Here is an 18,025-nt window from a genome sequence, read left to right on the forward strand (position 1 = left end):
GCCGCGTTACCCCTTGCGTGAACTCTCCATCTGCGCCCGGCAAAGAGCCTCCAACTCCTTCACGAAGGCCATGACCACGGGCCTGAGGACGCTGCGGCGGCGATAGGCCAGGCCGATATTGCGGGTCCAGGTCTTGCTGTCCAGCTTCAGCGCCACGAACTGCGCATCCGGCCCTTGCACATAGACGCTCGTGCGCGTCAGGTAGCTCAGCCATTTCGAGCCGGAGATCATCGATATCTGGAAGGTGGAAGAGGTCGTCTCGCAGATGGCCAGCGGCCGCGGTAGTTGTGCGTTGGCAAACAGGGCTTCGAGGGCCAGCCTGTCCGGCTCGGGCCGGGCCGGAATAACCCAGCGATAGGGCGTCAGGTCCGCGAGCGTTACCCTGGGCAGTTTTACCAGTTCGTGATCCCGGTCAGCAACGATATCGACCGGAATGTCCAGCAGATTTAGAAACTCGATCTCCTCGGAGATTTCCTTGGGCCTGGTCATGACAGCAATATCGATCGCTCCGTTCAGCAGCGCGGAATAGAGGGCAGCACTCAATTCCTCGTTGAGAGAGACATCGACCTCCGGCTGGGCCAGCAGGAAGCGCTTGATGGCGGTCGGAACGATGTCGCGCATCGCGGTGGTTATGGCGCCGATGCGCAGCCGCCCGCGGGTGGCACCGCGCATCGCGTCGATTTCCGTGCGCGCCTCATCCGTCAGCGACAGCACGAGCTCGCCATATTCTATCAATCGCTGACCGTATTCGGTAGGCCTCACGCCCCAGGGGCCGCGATCCAGAAGCCGCACACCCAGGGAATCCTCAAGCGAACGGATACTCTTGCTCAAGGCCGGCTGCGTCACGTTCAATCGTTCGGCCGCAACACCGAAGCTGGAATAGCGGGCGACCAAAACCAGATTGCGCAATTGTCTGAGGTCCATGGATCCGCCTTCGGTTTCATCTCTGTCAATATGCGCAATGCCTGGATGTTATGATGGACGCAATCCAGGCGACGAACTTGCCAGCATAACGGGGGATGTCTGGCTCACGGGTCATCATGCAGGCCGGTTCATTATAACTATTTCTCATGATAGGGGACAGTTAGTTTCTTGCTGCCGCCGACCGATTTGCCCATCATCACCGTCAATGACACGGCAAAAATGCCGGACGGGAACGACGATGACCATCAACCGCAGCATCAACGCCCTGAATGGGCGGACCGAAGCCATAGCACCGCTGAGCGCCTTGTGCGCGTGGTCGGCAAGTGCGTCCGATTTCGGTCCGACAGCCAGAAACCGCGCCGCCGGCGCCATCGTCGACGTGATGGCAACGATGATCGCCGGCAAGCATGACGCATCCACGGCAGCCGTCGTTGCGGCAGTGGATGGCCTCGGCGATGGCCCCTGCCTTGCCTTTGGGGCGGAGAAAGGGCTTTCATCGCCTTGGGCGGCGCTGGTCAATGGTACGGCAGCACACGCGCTGGATTTCGACGACAATTTCGCGCCGGCATTCACCCATGCCTCTGCCGTGCTGGTGCCGGCGCTGTTGTCGCTGGTCCACGAGCGCCAAGGCAGCGGTATTGCCTTGATCGAGGCCTATATTGTCGGGCTTGAACTGCAGGGACGCATCGGTCGGCTGATGCAGCCATCCCATTACGAGCGGGGCTGGCATTCGACATCCACGATCGGTGCGATCGGCACGGCCGGTGCCTGCGCCCGGCTGATGGGAGCATCCGCCGACCAGATCCTGACGGCAATGAGTGTGGCAACCAGCATGGCGGGCGGCTCCAAGCTGCAATTCGGCTCGATGATGAAGCCTGTTCATGCCGGGCTTGCAGCGAAAAACGCGGTTCTCGCGGCACGGCTTGCCATGACAGGCCTAAGCGCCGATCCGGATCCCTTCTCCGCCAGTTGGGGCTTTGCCGCGCTCACCGGACAGGCTGCTGCAGAGCCTGGCGTCATGATGGCGGGTCTCAATGAGGAGCTGGAAATCGAGACCTCCGGGCTCCACGCGAAACGTTTCCCCTGTTGCGGGGCCGTGCATCGCAATCTCGACGCTCTCAAGCTCGTGCTGCAGGCGCCGGGCGTATCGACCGAGACCATCGATCGCATCGAACTGTTGCTGCCGGACATGGCGCGGCAAAACCTGCGTTTCGATCGGCCTGGCAACGAAATGGAAGCCCGCTTCAGTGGGACCTATTGTACCGCGCGGCTGCTTCTGGACGGCAATCTTCTGCTTCGGCATTTCACCGCGGGCAGCGTCCGCGAGGAGCGGGTCACCTCCTGGCTGCCACGCATCCGGCTCACCGGATACGACAACGCGTTGATGAACGATGGCGCTGACTTCGAAGCGGTCACACGGGCCTTCCTGAAGGACGGACGCGTTGTCGAGGCCGCCGTCAGCCACCCCAAGGGCTCACCTCAAAATCCGCTCAGCCAAGACGACCTCAGGCAGAAATTTCATGCGTGCTGTGACTGGGCGGGCTGTGCGGCGGCGGCAGGCACGCTCTTTCGTCTCGCGTCGTCGCTCGCCACGGCAGACGACACGGCGGCGGTGATGCAGGAGATCGCGCGAAACATCACGGGTAAATAGCCGGGCCTTGGCCGGCTGATCATCAGGGAACGTCTTCGAAAATCAGATAAACGAAGACAAGAAATGGAGTGAATGAATGAATTTCGTCAAAACCCGGCTGGCGGCCTCCGCCGCTTTCATTCTGCTTGGCGCGCTTCCGCTGTCTGCGGCCGATCTCAAGATCGGGGTCAAGTCCGAGCCCTCGTCGCTCGACCCGCAGTTCCACGTGCTCGTCCCGAACATGCAAGTCACCTTCGCCATCTTCGAGCCGCTTGTCATGATGGACCCCAAACTGTCGCCGCAGCCGGCGCTGGCGGAAAGCTGGAAGCCGGTCAGCGACACCGAATGGGAGTTCGCGCTGCGCAAGGAGGCGAAGTTTTCCGATGGCTCGCCATTGACCGCCGATGATGTGGTCTTCACCTTCGATCGCATTCCGAAGGTGCCCAACAGCCCGACTGCGTTTACGCTCTTCACCCGGCAGATTGCCAAGGTCGAAGCCGTCGATACCCATACGGTGCGCATCACCACCAAGCAGCCCTATCCGCTGCTGATCACCGATCTCGCCAACCTGCCGATCATGTCCAAGGCTGCCGCTTCCGGCAGCGCGGCAGAGGGCAAGACGACGGTGGAACTGAACCGCGGCGAAGGACTCGTCGGCACAGGTCCGTTCAAGTTCGTGTCCTGGCAGAAGGGTGCGGACCTCGTGCTCGAGCGCAACGCGAACTACTGGGGCAAGCAGCCGGAATGGGACAAGGTGATCTATCGCCCCATGACCAATCCGGCGGCGCGCGCAGCAGCGCTCCTGTCCGGCGATATCGACATGATGGAAGATCCGCCGACAGCCGACCTCGAGCAGTTCAAGTCCAATCCGAAGCTGGCGATCGCCCAGGCTCCCGGCACCCGCATCGTCTATATCGCGCTTGACCAGAAGGGTGAGCCGAGCCCGGGCATTCCCGGCCAGGCCAAGAACCCGCTGATGGACAGCCGCGTGCGTCAGGCCCTGTCTATTTCGATCGATCGCAAGGCGATTGCTGAGCGCGTCATGGGCGGTCTCGCCGTCCCGACCGGAGATCTGCTGCCCGCGCCGATGTTCGGTGCCGTCGAGTCCCGCCAGGCGCCGCCGGTTGTCGATACTGCCAAGGCCAAGGCGTTGCTGGCAGAGGCCGGATATCCCGATGGCTTCCAGATCACCCTAGGCACGCCGAACGGCCGCTATGTCAACGATGTCCGGATCGCCCAGACGATCGCGGCGATGTGGACCCGCGCCGGCGTGAAAACGGAAGTGGCGGCCTCCGCTCCACCCGTTTTCTTCAAGAGCCGCGATAACTTCGAGTTCAGCGCCTATCTCGCCGCCTGGGGCAATTCCACGGGCGAGATGTCGACCACCTTGCGCTCGCTCGTTGGCACGCGCGATCCGTCAAAGGGCTCGGGAACCTCGAATGGCGGTCGCTACTCCAACCCGGAACTCGATGACCTGCTCAACAAGGCCTCGGCGACCATGGACGATGCCGCCCGCAAGGCGCTTCTGCAGCAGGCCGACGAGATGGTGCTCTCGGACTACGGCATTATCCCCGTGCATTTCGAGGTGCCGGTCTGGGCCTTGCGTCAGGGCCTGACCTACGCGGCGCGGTCCGACCAGTATACGCTGCCCCAGGACGTCACCGCGTCCAAGTAACAGGACACTCGGCCCGTCGCGCGGGATGCGGCGGGCCGGATAGACCGAGAGAAGGACAGGCAGGTGCCCGTTTTCATCATCAACCGGCTGATGCAGGCCGTCGGCGTGATCCTTGTCATGTCCGTGCTTGTCTTTGTCGGCCTCTACATGATCGGCGATCCGACCTCGATGCTGGTCAGCCCCGAGGCCACCGATCTCGAGCGCCAGGCGCTGCGCGAGGCGTTGGGGCTCGACCAATCCATCTGGGTTCAATACCTGACCTTCCTCGGAAATGCCGTGCAGGGTGATTTCGGCTTGAGCTTCCTGACCGGCCAACCCGCGCTTCAACTGATCGTCGAGCGCATGCCGGCGACCGTGGAGTTGGTGGTCGTCGCCATGAGTTTTGCGGTCGCGATCGGCGTGCCCCTCGGCATCATAGCCGGGCTTCGCCCCAAGGCCGCCTCCAGCAAGGCCATCATGACCGGGTCCATCCTCGGCTTCAGCTTGCCGAACTTCTGGATCGGCCTGATGTTGATCATGCTGTTTGCGGTCTATCTCGGCATCTTGCCGGCGTCTGCGCGAGGCGAAACCGTCAATGTCGGGGGCATTGCGCTCAGCATCTTCACTCTGGATGGTTGGCAGCATCTTGCCCTTCCGGCGCTGACCCTGGGGCTTGCCAAGGCAGCGCTGATCATCCGGGTGACCCGTGCGGCAACCCGCGAAATCCTGCCGATGGACTATATCAAGTTTGCCCGCGCCAAGGGCCTGCGCCCGTCGCGCATCCTCAAGGTTCACGTGCTCAAGAACATCCTGATCCCGATCGTCACGGTGGCAGGTCTGGAATTCGGGCAGGCCATCGCTTTTGCCGTGGTGACCGAAAGCGTGTTTTCCTGGCCCGGCATGGGCAAGCTGCTGATCGATTCCATCATCACGCTCGATCGCCCTGTCGTGGTCGCCTACCTGGTGCTGATGGTGTTCTTCCTCGTCATGCTGAACCTCGTCATCGACATTCTGTACATAGCGATCGATCCAAGCGCCCGGGAAAAGGTGAAAGACTGATGAGCACGCCGATCTCAGGTCCGCAGGCAAGCCCTGCAGAAGAAACGCCATTTCACCGTCTCGTCGTTCAGTTCGCCGAAAACAGGCTGGCGCTGGCCGGTCTGGTGCTCCTTATCCTGCTTGCCATTCCCGCCATCGCTGCACCCTGGATCGCACCGCAGGACCCTTATGATATCGGAGCGCTCGATATCCTGGATTCGCAGATGCCACCCGGCAGCGTCGCTGAGATGACCGGCATCACCTATTGGCTCGGCACGGATGGCCAGGCCCGCGACGTGCTCTCTGCGGTGCTCTATGGCATGCGCACCAGCCTCATGGTCGCCTTCCTGTCCGTCTCGGTTTCCCTGCTGGTCGGCGCGACGGTTGGGCTGTGCGCCGCCTACTTCGGCGGCTGGATCGATGCGTTGCTGATGCGGATTGTCGACATCCAGCTGTCCTTCCCGGCGATCCTCGTTGCGCTCATCATGCTGTCCATTCTCGGGCAGGGCCTCGACAAGGTGATCCTGGCCTTGATCATCGTGCAATGGGCTTATTTCGCCAGAACCGCGCGCGGCACGGCGCTGGTGGAGCGCAACAGGGAATACATCCTGGCGGCACGTTGCCTTTCGCTCGGCTGGCGGCGCATCATCTTCCGTCACCTGCTGCCCAACTGTCTTCCCGCGCTCATCGTCATTGCCACCATAGACCTTGCCAATGCCATCGCGCTGGAGGCCACGCTTTCCTTCCTCGGCGTCGGCGTGCCCGTGACCCAGCCGTCTCTCGGTATGCTGATCGCCAACGGCTTCGAATTCATGCTGTCGGGCCGCTACTGGATCTCGTTCTTTCCCGGCATTGCGCTCGCCCTGGCGATTGTCGCGATCAATCTGGTCGGCGACCACCTGCGTGACATTCTCAACCCAAGGAATGCCCAATGATGGATGTTTCCAACATCAAGGCAACAGTGCCTCCTCCGGCACCGCTCTTGTCGATCAAGGGGCTAAAGACCCATTTTGCCACCCGCGCCGGCGTGGTGAAGGCGGTCGACGGCGTGGATATCGAACTCGGCCGCGGCGAGATCCTCGGTCTCGTTGGAGAAAGCGGCTCGGGCAAGTCCATTACGGGCTTCTCGATCCTGGGATTGATTGATCCTCCCGGGCGGGTGGCCGGAGGCAGCATCACCTATGACGGGCGCGACCTCGTCTCCATGGACGAAGAAGCGCGGCGGGAACTGCGCGGCAACGACATCGCCATGATCTTTCAGGATCCGTCGATGACGCTGAACCCGGTCCTGCGCATCGATACCCAGATGATCGAGACAATCCAGGCCCATGCCAGCGTATCGACGGACGAGGCCCGCCGCAGGTCACGGGAGGCGTTGGTCCAGGTCGGCATTCCCTCGCCGGACGAGCGGTTGAAGGCCTATCCCTACGAGTTGTCCGGCGGCATGCGGCAGCGCATCGCCATTGCCATTGCCCTGATCAACCGCCCCAAGCTCATCATCGCCGATGAGCCGACCACGGCACTCGACGTGTCGATCCAGGGCCAGATCATCCATGAAGTGAAGAAGCTCTGCCGGAAAACCGGGACGGCGCTCATCTGGATCACCCACGACCTGGCTGTGGTTGCCGGCCTCGCGGACCGCATCGCGGTCATGTATGCCGGCCGCATCGTCGAGACCGGGCTGACCGCCGATATCATCGAGCGGCCGCTCCATCCCTATACCCAGGGGCTGATCGACAGCGTTCCGTCCCACGCGACCCGCGGGCGCCGGCTGCACCAGATCCGCGGCATGACGCCATCGCTTCTCAATCTTCCGCAGGGCTGCGCCTTCCGGGATCGCTGCGACAAGGCGACCGAGGCCTGTCTCGTGGCGCCCGATGCGACCGAGGTTGGGGAGAGAGGCCTGGTGCGCTGCTGGAACCCCGCCCAATGAGTGAACCCATGATGACAGACAAGACCGTGCCGTCGCCTATTCTGGAACTGCGCTCGCTGACCAAGACATTCGTCGCGCCGGTGGGACTTGCAGGACACATCGCCAATCTCTTCGGCGCTGGCGTCAAGAAGATTGAAGTGCGGGCGGTCGCCGGCATCGATCTTGCCGTTCGCAAGGGCGAAGTTGTCGGTATCGTCGGCGAATCCGGCTGCGGCAAGTCCACGGTCGCGCGCATGGTCGCCGGCATCAGTGGACTGTCGGGCGGCAGCATCCTTTACGAGGGTCTCGACACAAGGCAGATGACGGCGGCCCAGCGCAAGGATTTCGAACTTAGCGTGCAGATGATCTTCCAGGATCCGTTTGCGTCGCTCAATCCCAGGATGCGGGTTCTCGACATCATTGGCGAGGCGCCAGTCGCCCATGGATTGATCAGCAAGGCGCAAAAGCGAGACTATGTCATCGACCTCATGGAAAAGGTCGGCCTGTCAGGCGCTTATGTGAACCGCTACCCCCACCAGTTCTCCGGCGGCCAGCGCCAGCGCATCGGCATCGCGCGGGCACTCGCCGTCAAGCCTTCGCTCATCATCTGCGACGAGGCGGTGGCGGCGCTCGACGTCTCGATCCAGGCGCAGGTGCTGAACCTGTTCATGGACCTGCGCGACGAACTGGACCTCACCTATCTGTTCATCTCCCACAATCTCGGCGTGGTGGAACATATCTCCGATCGGGTGGTGATCATGTATCTCGGCCGCGTGGTCGAGATTGCGCCCACCGAGGACCTGTTCTCCCGTCCGAACCATCCCTATACGCGCCTGCTGCTGGAGCAGCTTCCCCTACTGGAGGCCGGCGAACGGGACTACCAGCCGATCCAGGGCGAATTGCCCTCGCCACTCGACCCTCCGCCCGGTTGCCCGTTCCATCCGCGCTGCCCCCACGCCATGGATCGCTGCCGCCAGATAGCCCCTGACCTCAAGGTGATCGGACCGGGCCGTGTCTCGGCCTGCCATCTCAACGAAGCCGCCTGACATGTCGACATTCAAAACGATCGCGCCGCCCGGAACACAAACGGTCCGGGCGCTTCTCCACAGCGCTTGCTTCCACGCGGCAACCGACACGCTCGCCAAGACCCATGGGCGATTTATCGACGAACTGGTCGGGCTAACGCAGATTCCGGCGCCGCCCTTCAAGGAAGCGATGCGTGGCGAGGCCTATCGGCGCATGCTTGAGGACGCGGGGCTTTCCGATGTCGGCATCGACGCGGTCGGAAACGTCACCGGCATCCGCCGAGGAAAGGGCAGCGGCAACGGCCGGATGGTCGCCCTGTCGGCGCATCTCGATACGGTCTTTCCCGAGGGGACTGATGTGATCGTCCGGCGCGACGGATACCGGCTGGCGGCGCCGGGCATCGGCGACAATACCCGCGGTCTTGCCACCATTCTGGCCTATCTGCGGGCGCTCGATGGCGGGGATATCGTCACACGCGATGATATCCTGGTGCTCGCCACCGTTGGCGAGGAGGGCGAAGGCGACCTGCGCGGCATGCGGCACTTCTTCTGCGAAAGCCCCTATCGCGACCGGATCAGTGCCCTCATCTGCCTAGACGGCCCCACCCCGGCCAACATGATCGTATCGGGCGGCACGGGTTCCAGGCGCTACAAGGTCACGTTTCGCGGACCGGGCGGGCACAGCTTCGCCGATCATGGCATCGTCAATCCGATGATTGCCGCCGCCCGCGCGGTGGTCGAGCTTGGCCGGCTCTCCCTGCCTGATGATCCGAAGACGACATGCAGTTCCACTGTCATCAATGGCGGAAACTCCGTCAATGCCATTCCGGCCGATGTGTCCGTCCTGGTGGATCTGCGCTCCAATGCATCAGCCGAGCTCGCGGCGCTCGATGCGCGTTTCCGTGAGATCGTGCTGCAATCCTGCCACGTGGAAAACGATACGCGGTCCATCGAAAAGGGTGCGATCGCCGTCGACATTTCACTCATTGGCGACCGGCCGGCGGGCCAGACGGCGGACGGCGACCTGACGCGCAATGCAGCCGCGGCGCTCGAGGCATTCGGTCATCGACCCGAATTCGGCTCGTTCTCGACCGATGCAAACGTGGCGATGAGCCTCGGCATTCCCGCCGTGACCCTGTCTTGGGGTGGGGAGGGTGGCGGCGCGCACTCTCTGGCGGAATGGACCGACGTGGACCCCGCAACCACGCTTCCGGGCATGTCGGTGGGGCTCGCTGTCCTGCTGGCCTGCGCGGGCGCCGAAATCTAACGCAGCTGTGAGGACGAAGGATATGCAACACGACAAGGCCGGCAGGTTGGGGCACAACGAGTTTCTGGGCGCCGATCACGTTTCGCGCTGTGCCGATGCCAAGGCCAACATCTTCACCGATCTCAGCGACCGCGTCTGGGCCATGCCGGAGCTGCGTTTCGAAGAGCTGCGCTCCGTCGAGGAGCATATCGCCGCCATGGAGGCCGAAGGCTTTCGCATCACCAGGAATGTCGCGGGCATGAGGACGGCATTCATGGCAGAAGCCGGCGAAGGAGACGTGACCATAGGTTTCCTCGGCGAGTTCGATGCGCTGGCGGGTCTGTCCCAGGTTGCCGGCATCACCGAGCAGCGGCCGCTGGAGCCTGGTGCCAACGGTCATGGCTGCCATCACAATCTTCTTGGGGCGGCGTCCCTGCTGGCCGCCGTCGCCTTGCGTGATGCGCTGACAGAAGCGGGCGTCAAGGCGCGGGTCCGCTATTATGGCTGCCCTGCTGAAGAAGGCGGCTCCGGCAAGACATACATGGCGCGCGCCGGCGCCTTTGATGATCTGGATGCCGCTTTCTGCTGGCACCCCTGCGTCTACAATGCCGTCATGTCATCTTCGACGCTTGCCAATGTCCAGGCCTATTTCCGCTTCAGCGGGCGGGCTGCGCATGCGGCGATGAGTCCGCAGGTTGGCCGCAGCGCTCTCGATGCCGTGGAACTGATGAATGTCGGCATCAACTACATGCGCGAGCACATGCCTTCCGAGGCGCGGGTCCATTATGCCATCACGCAGACAGGCGGAATCTCTCCCAATGTGGTACAGGCCTCCGCCGAGGGGCTTTATCTCGTGCGTGCACCAAGGCTCGATGATGCTCGCAGCCTGTTCGACCGCGTCTGCCGGATTGCCGAAGGCGCCGCGCTGATGACGGAAACAAAGGTCGAGATGATCTTCGACCGTGCCACGTCGAACATTCTCCCGAACAGGGCTTTGGAAGAGGCCATGCACCAGACCTTCACCGCCATCGGTGCACCCAAATTTGACGCCGCGGACTTCGATTTCGCCGACCGCCTGCGTGCCGCGAGCCTGACGGATGACGACATACGCGCGAGTTCTGAGGCGTTTGGCGGACCTGCGGATTATCCGAAATCGCTGCATGATGACATCCTGCCTCTGGTAGAACGGCCGGGCCTGCTGTTCGGCTCGACGGATGTCGGCGACGTCAGCTGGATCGTGCCCACGGCCCAGTGCCTCACGGCCACCGCGGCAATCGGCACGCCGTTCCACACCTGGCAGGCGGTAACCCAGGGCAAGCTGCCGGCGGCGCACAAGGCAATGATCACGGCGGCCAAGGTGATGGCCTCAAGCGGCGCCAGAGTCATTGCAGACGCCGACCTGCGGCAACGCGCCAAGCAAGAACTGCTCGAACGCAGGAACGGAGCGCCTTATCGGAGCCCGCTGCCGGAAGGCAGCCAACCTCCCCAAGGCGCCGCACGGCGCGGCTAAAAGCTTCAAGCGGCTTAGATTTTCACTGCCGTTCCGGCAACAGTGCGTAGCGGCTTTGCGTCAGAATTCCCATGCGCCTCTCATGCAATCGCCGCGCGCCGCTCCGCCATGACCGCCCGATAGTTCGAAAACAAGATAATCGCGCCGCCGAGAAAGACCCAGAGATCGATGGCTTCGGCATATGCATAATAGCCAACCAGGGCCGCCATAGGCACGCGCAGAAAATCGATCGGCATGACGACGGACGCGTCGAGGCGCTTTAACGCCTGGGCCTGGCTGTAATGTGCGGCAAGCGCACCGAGGCCGGCGACCAACATCCAGGGAATGTCGCTGAAACTCACCGGGCGCCAGTCCATGAGCGAGGCAAGGAAGCCGAGCGGCAGCTGTATAAGGATCATCCACACGACGATGGCACCGGGCGAGACCTCGCGGGTCAACTGCTTCACGAAGATCAATGACAGGCCATAGCCGGCGGCGGCCATCAGCACCAGTCCCGCGGTCGGATCGACCATGCCAATGCCAGGACGAATGATGACGAGCACGCCAATGAAGCCGCCGATGGTGGCGGCAATCCGCGGCGGCGTCAACTTTTCCTTCAATAAGAGGAAGGCGAACACAGCAACCCAGATCGGCATGGTGAATTCCAGCGCGAATACCGACGCGAGCGGCAGCATCACAACGCCGATCGTCCAAAGGTATTGGGCGAGGAAATGGACCACATTGCGCATGACATGGAGCCGGATCAGCTTTCCGCCGCGCAATTCGGGAAGCAATGCACGACCGACGGCCAGGATAACCATGAGGCCTACAATGGCCCGGAAGAACAGCACCTGCTGGATGGAGAGCGTAGCCGCCAGCTCCCGCGAGCCGACCGACATGCCGATGAAGGACAGCATGCTGATGCCCATCCACAGAAGGCCTTTTGCGAACTCGGTTCGGGGTCCATCTTGCTTGGAGGGAGAAGTCTTCGACATGATCGTCTTTCTATCTGTTCATGCGCAGGCGCCCGTGCCTGCGTTGGAGACCGTAACGCCTTCACCACGGTGATCAACCAAGCACGCGCTTCGCAGCGGGTTCGGCGCCTGGAGCGGGCGCTTCCACCCTCTCTACCGTCAGGCGATGGACGCGGCCGTCGCGGGCGGACCAGTCGATGGACTGCCCGGCAGAAAGACCGATCAGGGCAGCGCCAATAGGAGTGAGAACGGAGACATTGCCGGACGCGATATCCGCCTCACCGGGAAAGACGAGTGTCACGGTGCGGTCGTCGCCGAGGTCGCTGGTAAACCGCAGGGTGGAACCCATGCATACCACGTCGGCGCCGATCTTTCCGTCTTTGACAATTCGGGCCCGGTCAAGTTCGGTCAGCAATTCGCCGGAGACCTCGGGATCGCGCTGGGTATGCGCCTCGGCAAGCCGTGAAAGCCGCTCATGATCGGAGCGCGTGACGGTGATGGAGGGCTTGCGGCGAATCTTCTTTTCGGGAGCCATTGCTGGTTTTCCTGTGCATGGATGCGGCTGCGCGCCAGGCGCACCGCAATCGGTCAATTTTCTGAAATGATTGTCGCCACCATGGCCCGCTTAAACCGCGTTGCAGAAAGCTGCCTGCCCCACGACCGGGGCGCGACGCGACCGGCCGGGGGTCAAATGCCTACGATAAGGCACACCCTTTTGAGATTCTTATGAACGTGCTCGGTCAACATGCCTAGAAAATGGGCGCGGCAAACGTAGAAGTCAAGCGAAACGGCATACGGACAATCCTAGTTCGCGATATGCCTCGCTCGCAGGGGAGAGGATCATGCAGCGTCGTGTTACCGGTGCAAGCGTGGCAATCAGCTTTCGCCACTAGGCGGTCCAGTCTTCGACGCGCAGGCCGGGTACGCGATCGAATTCACGACGATTGTTCGTGACCACGATCAGCCCCCGCGAACGGGCGTGGCCTGCGATCAGCTGATCATACGGGCCGATCGGAGGTCCACGACGTGCCAATTCCGCACGCAATTGACCTGTATGGCTTGCTGCCACTTCATCGTAAGGCAGTACCTCAAGACGGGCGGCGAAACCCTCGACGACGGGCAGATTTCTTTCCGGACTGGCCGATTTTTCCGCCCCGTAAATCAACTCCATCAAACTGACGGAGCTGATGCACAACTGACCGTAATGGCGGTTGAAAGCCTCTCGCACGTGCTGCGGTCGGTTCTTGATCGTGAAAATGCAGATGTTGGTGTCCAACATATACTTCAGCATTAAAATGCCTCACGCTCCTGCGAGGCGGGCTGGTCACGCTCATCCATAAAGTCCGACGTCACCGTCGCACCTTCAAACCAGCTATCCCAGGCCTCGCCCGCCGGTGCGATAATACGCGTGCGCCCTATGGAGACGATATCCACGCGCTTTACATCATCGGGCAAAGCGACGGCCTTGGGCAGGCGGACCGCCTGGCTTCGATTGCTCTGGAATACCGCACCCTGCTCCATCTGCGTCCCCCGGCATGTCTGAACTGAGATCTCACCTAGCTTATCAGTTGGGATATGTCAAAGGGATATACAAGACATCGGTTGCGCGGAGAGGCTATGCGACGAGAATCCCGAAGCTCTTCGGAGATCCAACTGCAGTCCAGCAAAACGATCAGCACTGTCGTGAAAGCCGCATCGGAAAAAACGACGTATGCCAATTGACAAATATCCAATCTGGTACTTAACTGGTCATACCAGTGGAGGCCAGTTATGAACACAGTCGTCGTGGAGGAATCATCGGATGTCGCGGGCACGGAGAAGGTATTGACCTTTTTCCGCGAACAGCTTCTGTCCGGCGCGCTAAAAGAGGGAGATCGTCTTCTGGGAGAAAGGGAATTGTCCCTGACGCTCGGCGTTTCCCGGCCCGTCCTGCGGGAAGCCTTGAGGTCGCTTGCCAATCTCGGTTTCCTGGACATCCGCCACGGCAAGGGCGCTTTCGTGCGAAAGGCCGACATGGCCGTGCTCGGCGATTTCCTGACCTTCTGCCTGGCCCAGCAGCCCGACATGATGGACGACATCATGCAGGCCCGTATCGCCATCGAATGCCAGGCAATCCGGCTGGCCTGCAGCCGCGCCACGGATGGCGACCTCTCCCGCATCGGCGGATTGCTCACGCAGTTGATGGAGACGCTTGATAGCGCCGAAGATGGCGGCGCGGCCGATTTCGCCTTCCACCTGGCGCTGGTCGAAGCCAGCCGTAGCCCGGCGCTGATCACGATATACCAGTCCATCGCGACCCTTTTGAAACGCAGCCACGTCAAGCGGCGCGTGGAAACGCGCGATACCGGCGGCATCCGCGATTATCTGGTGGAAGCCCATCGCGAGATCTATCTCTGCCTTCTTTCGCGCAATCCGGACGAAGCAGAAAACAAGCTCAGACAACATTTTGCCATCGGCGACGAGCTTCGACGCAAGAGCTACATCGCTGCTTTCACGAAGAAGGACCTGCCGAAAGAGGAGTGACGCAGGCCCGGCTTTTATCCAAGGAGGAGACTAAAATGCTGAACGTTTTCAAACTGGGCGCCGCCGCAGCGGTCGCCCTGGCACTGTCGCTTGCCGCAAGCACGGCGATCTCGGCGGAACTGCGCTATGCGCATGTCGGCGCCGAAGGAGACATCCAGACCATCTACGCAGCCCAGGCTGCGGAGGGCATCAAGACCGCGACCAAAGGCGAGGTGACGGTCACGGTTTATCCCGCCAGCCAGCTTGGCGGTGTCGCCGAAATGGTAGATGGCGTGCGCATGGGCTCGATCTCGATGGGCCACCACGACTTTGCGTCGCTTGCCCGCCTCGTTCCTGAAGTGGCCGTGTTCAATGCCCCCTTCATCTACCGTAACGGCGCCCATGCGCTGGCCGCCACCGATCCGGACAACTCGCCGGCCCTCAAGGCCGTCAACGAGAAGCTGATCGCCCAGGGCGTACGCATCATAGGCCGCATCTATCGCGGCGACCGGCACATATCCTCGAACTTCCCGGTCAAGACGCCGGCCGACCTGGCAGGCAGGCCGTTCCGCGCTGTGCCGCTTGAACTCTGGGTCTCCATGGTCAAGGGCTTCGGCGCCATCCCGACGCCGGTCGAAGTGGCAGAGCTTCCGACCGCGCTGATGACCGGCGTGGTTGTCGGACAGGAAAATCCGCTGACGATGATCGCGTCCAACAACCTCAACGAGGTTCAGACCCATCTGTCGATGACCGGCCATATGCGCGCCGTGCTCGCCGTCTTCGTCAACGAGGAGGTCTGGCAGGGGCTCACCGAAGAGCAGCGGGCGGCGATCACCAAGGTACTGGACGATGAGGCCGACAAGTCCCTGAAGATGGCGAGCGAATCCGAGGCCAAGCTGGTGGGTGACCTCAAAGGCCGGGGCATGACCGTGCTCACGGAAGCCGACGGACTTGACGTTGCAGCCTTCCGCGAGAAGGTGAGCGCCCAGATCAAGCAGGACTTCCCGAATTTTGAGCCGCTAATGGCATAGATCGAGGCAGTCAAATAATCAAGGTGCCGGCGGGGGCGAACCACAGGTCGCTCCCGCACCCAATCCGAACATCAAATGGAGTTTGCAAGATGCGTCTGCCTGAACGCGTCCTGACCGCGGTCGTTGCCGTTATGGTTGCAGGACTTGTGCTGGTGCCCACGGCCCAGGTCATCATGCGCAATGTTTTCGTCCTGCCCTTCATCGGGGCGGAAGAGCTGACGCGGTTTCTTCTGATCTGCCTGGTTTTCTGCGCCTATCCGCTGGTCGTGCAGAATGGCGAAAACATTGTGATGGGGGAGATCAAGGCCGCCCTGCCCTCTCGCCTGCGCGCGGTGGTCAATATCAGCATTTCCTTGAGTGCCATTGCGATCACAGTATTTCTGGCCTGGGTGACCGCCACGAACATATCGAAGAACCTTTCAAATGCGACGCCGACCCTCGGCATCCCGTTCTGGATCTTTCTTGGGGCCACCCTGTTCGGTTTCGCCGGCGCCGTCGTGGTTCATCTGATCCACCTGCGCAAGCCGCCGCAAGCCGACAAGAACGTCGCGGTCTGAGGAGCGTCCCATGGGTTTTCTGGTCGTCGTCGCCTTTCTCGCCCTGTTCATTTTCGGTTTTCCTGTCGTCTACGCCATCCTTCTGCCGTCGATCGCTTATGTGCTGATCGAAGGCCTGCCTCTGGGTCTGCTGGCGCAGCGTATTACCTACGCGCTGGATTCCTTTCCGCTGGTCGCCGTCCCTCTCTTCATCTTCGTCGGCAACCTGATGAACCTGTCGGGCATCACCGACCGCATCTTCCTGTTCGCCTATACGCTGGTCGGTCGCATTCCCGGTGGCCTGGCACAGGTGAATGTCTTCGGAAGCCTTGTTTTTTCCGGCATGTCTGGTGCCGCGCTCGCCGATATCGGCGGTCTCGGACGCATCGAAATCGACGCCATGAAGAAGCGGGGCTTCAATCCGGCCTTTGCCGGCGCCGTCACCGCCGCATCCGCGACGCTGGGACCGATCTTTCCGCCCTCGATCCCGCTGATCGTCTACGGCTCGGTCACCAGCGTCTCCATCGTCCAGCTTCTGATCGCCGGCATCATGCCCGCCATCGTCTGCACGGTGCTGCTGATGCTGACGGTCCTGATCGTGGCCATAAGGCACAAACATCCGCGGGCGGAGCGCTGGCCCACCGGAGGCGAAATCATCCGCACGCTGCTGCCTTCCATGCCCGCCATTCTCGCACCGCTGCTGATGGTCGGCGGCATGACGGCCGGCGCCTTCACGCCGACCGAGGCGGCTGCCATGACCGCCGTCTATGTCATCTTCATCAGCGCCGTCTTCTATCGCGAACTGACATTCGCGCATCTCTGGCAGTCGGCCGTACTGACGGCGCGCAGCTCCAGCGCCATCCTGATCATCGTCGCCTCGGCCGCGCTGTTCGGCTGGATCCTTGCCGTCGAACAGGTGCCGCAGACCTTTGCCGCCGCCCTGCTCGGGCTGTCGAAGGACCCGTTGATGCTGCTGGTCATCGCCAATCTGATCTTCTTCGTCGCCGGCATGTTCCTGGATTCCACGACGGCGACGCTGCTTCTCGTGCCCATCATCGCCCCGCCCCTGGTTCTCGCCGGCGTCGATCCGGTCCAGCTCGGCATCGTGACCATATTCAACCTGATGCTGGGCCTGCTGACCCCGCCCATGGGCCTGTCGCTGTTCCTCGTTTCAGATATCGCGAAGGTATCGGTTCGACAGCTGCTGCGGGCCCTGCTGCCCTTCTATGTCCCGCTCCTGTCCACACTGGCGATCCTGACCTTCGCGAAGGATTTCACCCTGTGGCTGCCCCGCATGATTGCCCAATAATCCTGGAGAACCTCATATGCGCATCGTCATCGGCTCGGATCACGCCGGATTTCCGCTCAAGTCCACCATCGTGGAACATATCAAATCGCTGGGCCACGAGGTGACGGACGTCGGCTCCTATGATCCCGATCCCGTCGATTTCCCCGATGTGGCAAGGAATGTCACCGCCTCCATCATCGCCGGCAAGGCAGAACGCGGATTGCTGGTCTGCGGCACCGGCGTCGGCGCCTCGATCGCCGCCAACAAGGTGAAAGGCATCCGGGCCGCCGTCTGCCATGATGTGCACTCGGCCCACCAGTCGGTGGAGCACGACGACGTCAATGTCATGTGCATCGGCGCGCAGATCGTCGGCGCCTGGCTCGCCAAGGATCTGGTCGATGCTTATCTCAAGGCCGAGTTCTCGACCGATGAGGATTTCCGCCGTCGAGTGCGCAAGCTTGCCGAGATGGATGAGGGACGCTGATTGCCGGCGTGAAGCCGCCATAGTGGCCAACTAAGACGTCGCGGCCCCATAGCCGGCTCTGTGCGAAGCACAGCGCCGGCGCTATCCACTCCCGTCGCAGAAGCGACTCGCTGGTCCAGCCTGTGGGGGTTCACTTCAATACCGGCTCAGTTCCGCGTGGAACGTATGGCCCGCCCTGCTTGCAAGTGTTTTTTTTTGCCCTTTGCAGTCTGCTTCAACGTATTCGGTCTCACGGGCATGCCGTGGCCAAGATGGATATCCGCACGTCCAGAGCCACGATAACCAACACGGT

The 18,025-nt window shown here is 61.9% G+C and carries 18 protein-coding genes; 13 read left to right on the forward strand and 5 right to left on the reverse strand.

Annotated elements, in window-relative coordinates; genetic code table 11:
• Nucleotides 1-6: 6 nt before the first annotated feature.
• A complete protein-coding gene (locus tag B9A97_RS15600) occupies nt 7-924 on the reverse strand; it encodes a LysR family transcriptional regulator (protein WP_084366269.1) in 918 nt (305 codons plus the stop codon).
• A 238-nt stretch (nt 925-1,162) separates the two neighbouring features.
• Between B9A97_RS15600 and B9A97_RS15605 the strand changes: the two genes are divergently transcribed.
• The 8 genes from B9A97_RS15605 to B9A97_RS15640 all read left to right on the forward strand — a co-directional run bounded on the left by B9A97_RS15605 (nt 1,163) and on the right by B9A97_RS15640 (nt 10,939).
• Entirely contained in the window at nt 1,163-2,575 is a 1,413-nt protein-coding gene (locus B9A97_RS15605) for an MmgE/PrpD family protein (protein ID WP_179145303.1), read from the forward strand.
• Nucleotides 2,576-2,651: 76 nt separating this feature from the next.
• On the forward strand, nt 2,652-4,229 hold the full coding sequence (locus tag B9A97_RS15610) for an ABC transporter substrate-binding protein (RefSeq protein WP_084366271.1): 1,578 nt from the start codon (nt 2,652-2,654) through the stop codon (nt 4,227-4,229).
• A 63-nt stretch (nt 4,230-4,292) separates the two neighbouring features.
• The gene (locus B9A97_RS15615; protein ID WP_143530497.1) at nt 4,293-5,267 is read left to right on the forward strand and encodes an ABC transporter permease; all 975 of its coding nucleotides are present in this window, start codon (nt 4,293-4,295) and stop codon (nt 5,265-5,267) included.
• Complete coding sequence (locus B9A97_RS15620; RefSeq protein ID WP_084366272.1) at nt 5,267-6,181, forward strand: ABC transporter permease; 915 nt, start codon at nt 5,267-5,269, stop codon at nt 6,179-6,181. The genes B9A97_RS15615 and B9A97_RS15620 overlap by 1 nt, the downstream gene beginning before the upstream one ends.
• A complete protein-coding gene (locus B9A97_RS15625; RefSeq protein ID WP_179145304.1) occupies nt 6,178-7,179 on the forward strand; it encodes an ABC transporter ATP-binding protein in 1,002 nt (333 codons plus the stop codon). Before B9A97_RS15620 ends, B9A97_RS15625 begins: the two co-directional genes overlap by 4 nt.
• 11 nt (nt 7,180-7,190) lie before the next feature.
• Nucleotides 7,191-8,204: an ABC transporter ATP-binding protein gene (locus tag B9A97_RS15630; RefSeq protein WP_244564252.1), complete on the forward strand. Its 1,014-nt coding sequence runs from the start codon at nt 7,191-7,193 to the stop codon at nt 8,202-8,204.
• Between the two features lies 1 nt (nt 8,205).
• Complete coding sequence (locus B9A97_RS15635; RefSeq protein ID WP_084366274.1) at nt 8,206-9,450, forward strand: M20/M25/M40 family metallo-hydrolase; 1,245 nt, start codon at nt 8,206-8,208, stop codon at nt 9,448-9,450.
• Nucleotides 9,451-9,472: 22 nt separating this feature from the next.
• Entirely contained in the window at nt 9,473-10,939 is a 1,467-nt protein-coding gene (locus tag B9A97_RS15640; RefSeq protein WP_084366275.1) for an amidohydrolase, read from the forward strand.
• Between the two features lie 80 nt (nt 10,940-11,019).
• On the opposite strand, the gene B9A97_RS15645 is transcribed toward B9A97_RS15640, so the two are convergent.
• From B9A97_RS15645 to vapB, 4 genes are all read right to left on the reverse strand, one after another.
• Nucleotides 11,020-11,913, reverse strand: a complete 894-nt coding sequence (locus B9A97_RS15645; protein ID WP_210189703.1) for a DMT family transporter — start codon at nt 11,911-11,913, stop codon at nt 11,020-11,022.
• Between the two features lie 73 nt (nt 11,914-11,986).
• Nucleotides 11,987-12,427 carry a nucleoside diphosphate kinase regulator gene (rnk, locus tag B9A97_RS15650; RefSeq protein WP_084366277.1) on the reverse strand — a complete coding sequence of 147 codons (441 nt, stop codon included), beginning with the start codon at nt 12,425-12,427 and terminating at the stop codon, nt 11,987-11,989.
• Nucleotides 12,428-12,781: 354 nt separating this feature from the next.
• Complete coding sequence (gene vapC, locus B9A97_RS15655; protein ID WP_084366278.1) at nt 12,782-13,183, reverse strand: type II toxin-antitoxin system tRNA(fMet)-specific endonuclease VapC; 402 nt, start codon at nt 13,181-13,183, stop codon at nt 12,782-12,784.
• Nucleotides 13,183-13,413, reverse strand: coding sequence for a type II toxin-antitoxin system VapB family antitoxin (gene vapB / locus B9A97_RS15660; RefSeq protein WP_084366279.1), 231 nt, complete (start codon nt 13,411-13,413; stop codon nt 13,183-13,185). The genes vapC and vapB overlap by 1 nt, the downstream gene beginning before the upstream one ends.
• A gap of 249 nt (nt 13,414-13,662) precedes the next feature.
• Between vapB and B9A97_RS15665 the strand changes: the two genes are divergently transcribed.
• The 5 genes from B9A97_RS15665 to rpiB all read left to right on the forward strand — a co-directional run bounded on the left by B9A97_RS15665 (nt 13,663) and on the right by rpiB (nt 17,733).
• Entirely contained in the window at nt 13,663-14,415 is a 753-nt protein-coding gene (locus tag B9A97_RS15665) for a FadR/GntR family transcriptional regulator (protein ID WP_084366280.1), read from the forward strand.
• A gap of 35 nt (nt 14,416-14,450) precedes the next feature.
• Nucleotides 14,451-15,425 carry a TRAP transporter substrate-binding protein gene (locus B9A97_RS15670; RefSeq protein WP_084366281.1) on the forward strand — a complete coding sequence of 325 codons (975 nt, stop codon included), beginning with the start codon at nt 14,451-14,453 and terminating at the stop codon, nt 15,423-15,425.
• An 89-nt stretch (nt 15,426-15,514) separates the two neighbouring features.
• Nucleotides 15,515-15,982 carry a TRAP transporter small permease gene (locus tag B9A97_RS15675; protein WP_084366282.1) on the forward strand — a complete coding sequence of 156 codons (468 nt, stop codon included), beginning with the start codon at nt 15,515-15,517 and terminating at the stop codon, nt 15,980-15,982.
• A gap of 10 nt (nt 15,983-15,992) precedes the next feature.
• Nucleotides 15,993-17,270: a TRAP transporter large permease gene (locus tag B9A97_RS15680; RefSeq protein ID WP_084366283.1), complete on the forward strand. Its 1,278-nt coding sequence runs from the start codon at nt 15,993-15,995 to the stop codon at nt 17,268-17,270.
• Nucleotides 17,271-17,286: 16 nt separating this feature from the next.
• Nucleotides 17,287-17,733 (forward strand): ribose 5-phosphate isomerase B, encoded by a 447-nt coding sequence (gene rpiB, locus B9A97_RS15685; RefSeq protein WP_084366284.1) that lies wholly within the window; start codon nt 17,287-17,289, stop codon nt 17,731-17,733.
• Nucleotides 17,734-18,025: the final 292 nt, after the last annotated feature.

Source organism: Rhizobium sp. RU36D, assembly GCF_900176345.1.
GTDB lineage: Bacteria > Pseudomonadota > Alphaproteobacteria > Rhizobiales > Rhizobiaceae > Allorhizobium.

Excerpts from the sequence above, each read along its gene's own strand:
- B9A97_RS15600 (WP_084366269.1), bottom strand. The coding sequence starts at position 924 with ATGGACCTCAGACAATTGCGCAATCTGGTTTTGGTCGCCCGCTATTCC.
- B9A97_RS15605 (WP_179145303.1), top strand. The coding sequence starts at position 1,163 with ATGACCATCAACCGCAGCATCAACGCCCTGAATGGGCGGACCGAAGCC.
- B9A97_RS15610 (WP_084366271.1), top strand. The coding sequence starts at position 2,652 with ATGAATTTCGTCAAAACCCGGCTGGCGGCCTCCGCCGCTTTCATTCTG.
- B9A97_RS15620 (WP_084366272.1), top strand. The coding sequence starts at position 5,267 with ATGAGCACGCCGATCTCAGGTCCGCAGGCAAGCCCTGCAGAAGAAACG.
- B9A97_RS15625 (WP_179145304.1), top strand. The coding sequence starts at position 6,178 with ATGATGGATGTTTCCAACATCAAGGCAACAGTGCCTCCTCCGGCACCG.
- B9A97_RS15630 (WP_244564252.1), top strand. The coding sequence starts at position 7,191 with ATGACAGACAAGACCGTGCCGTCGCCTATTCTGGAACTGCGCTCGCTG.
- B9A97_RS15635 (WP_084366274.1), top strand. The coding sequence starts at position 8,206 with ATGTCGACATTCAAAACGATCGCGCCGCCCGGAACACAAACGGTCCGG.
- B9A97_RS15640 (WP_084366275.1), top strand. The coding sequence starts at position 9,473 with ATGCAACACGACAAGGCCGGCAGGTTGGGGCACAACGAGTTTCTGGGC.
- B9A97_RS15645 (WP_210189703.1), bottom strand. The coding sequence starts at position 11,913 with ATGTCGAAGACTTCTCCCTCCAAGCAAGATGGACCCCGAACCGAGTTC.
- rnk (WP_084366277.1), bottom strand. The coding sequence starts at position 12,427 with ATGGCTCCCGAAAAGAAGATTCGCCGCAAGCCCTCCATCACCGTCACG.
- vapC (WP_084366278.1), bottom strand. The coding sequence starts at position 13,183 with ATGCTGAAGTATATGTTGGACACCAACATCTGCATTTTCACGATCAAG.
- vapB (WP_084366279.1), bottom strand. The coding sequence starts at position 13,413 with ATGGAGCAGGGTGCGGTATTCCAGAGCAATCGAAGCCAGGCGGTCCGC.
- B9A97_RS15665 (WP_084366280.1), top strand. The coding sequence starts at position 13,663 with ATGAACACAGTCGTCGTGGAGGAATCATCGGATGTCGCGGGCACGGAG.
- B9A97_RS15670 (WP_084366281.1), top strand. The coding sequence starts at position 14,451 with ATGCTGAACGTTTTCAAACTGGGCGCCGCCGCAGCGGTCGCCCTGGCA.
- B9A97_RS15675 (WP_084366282.1), top strand. The coding sequence starts at position 15,515 with ATGCGTCTGCCTGAACGCGTCCTGACCGCGGTCGTTGCCGTTATGGTT.
- B9A97_RS15680 (WP_084366283.1), top strand. The coding sequence starts at position 15,993 with ATGGGTTTTCTGGTCGTCGTCGCCTTTCTCGCCCTGTTCATTTTCGGT.
- rpiB (WP_084366284.1), top strand. The coding sequence starts at position 17,287 with ATGCGCATCGTCATCGGCTCGGATCACGCCGGATTTCCGCTCAAGTCC.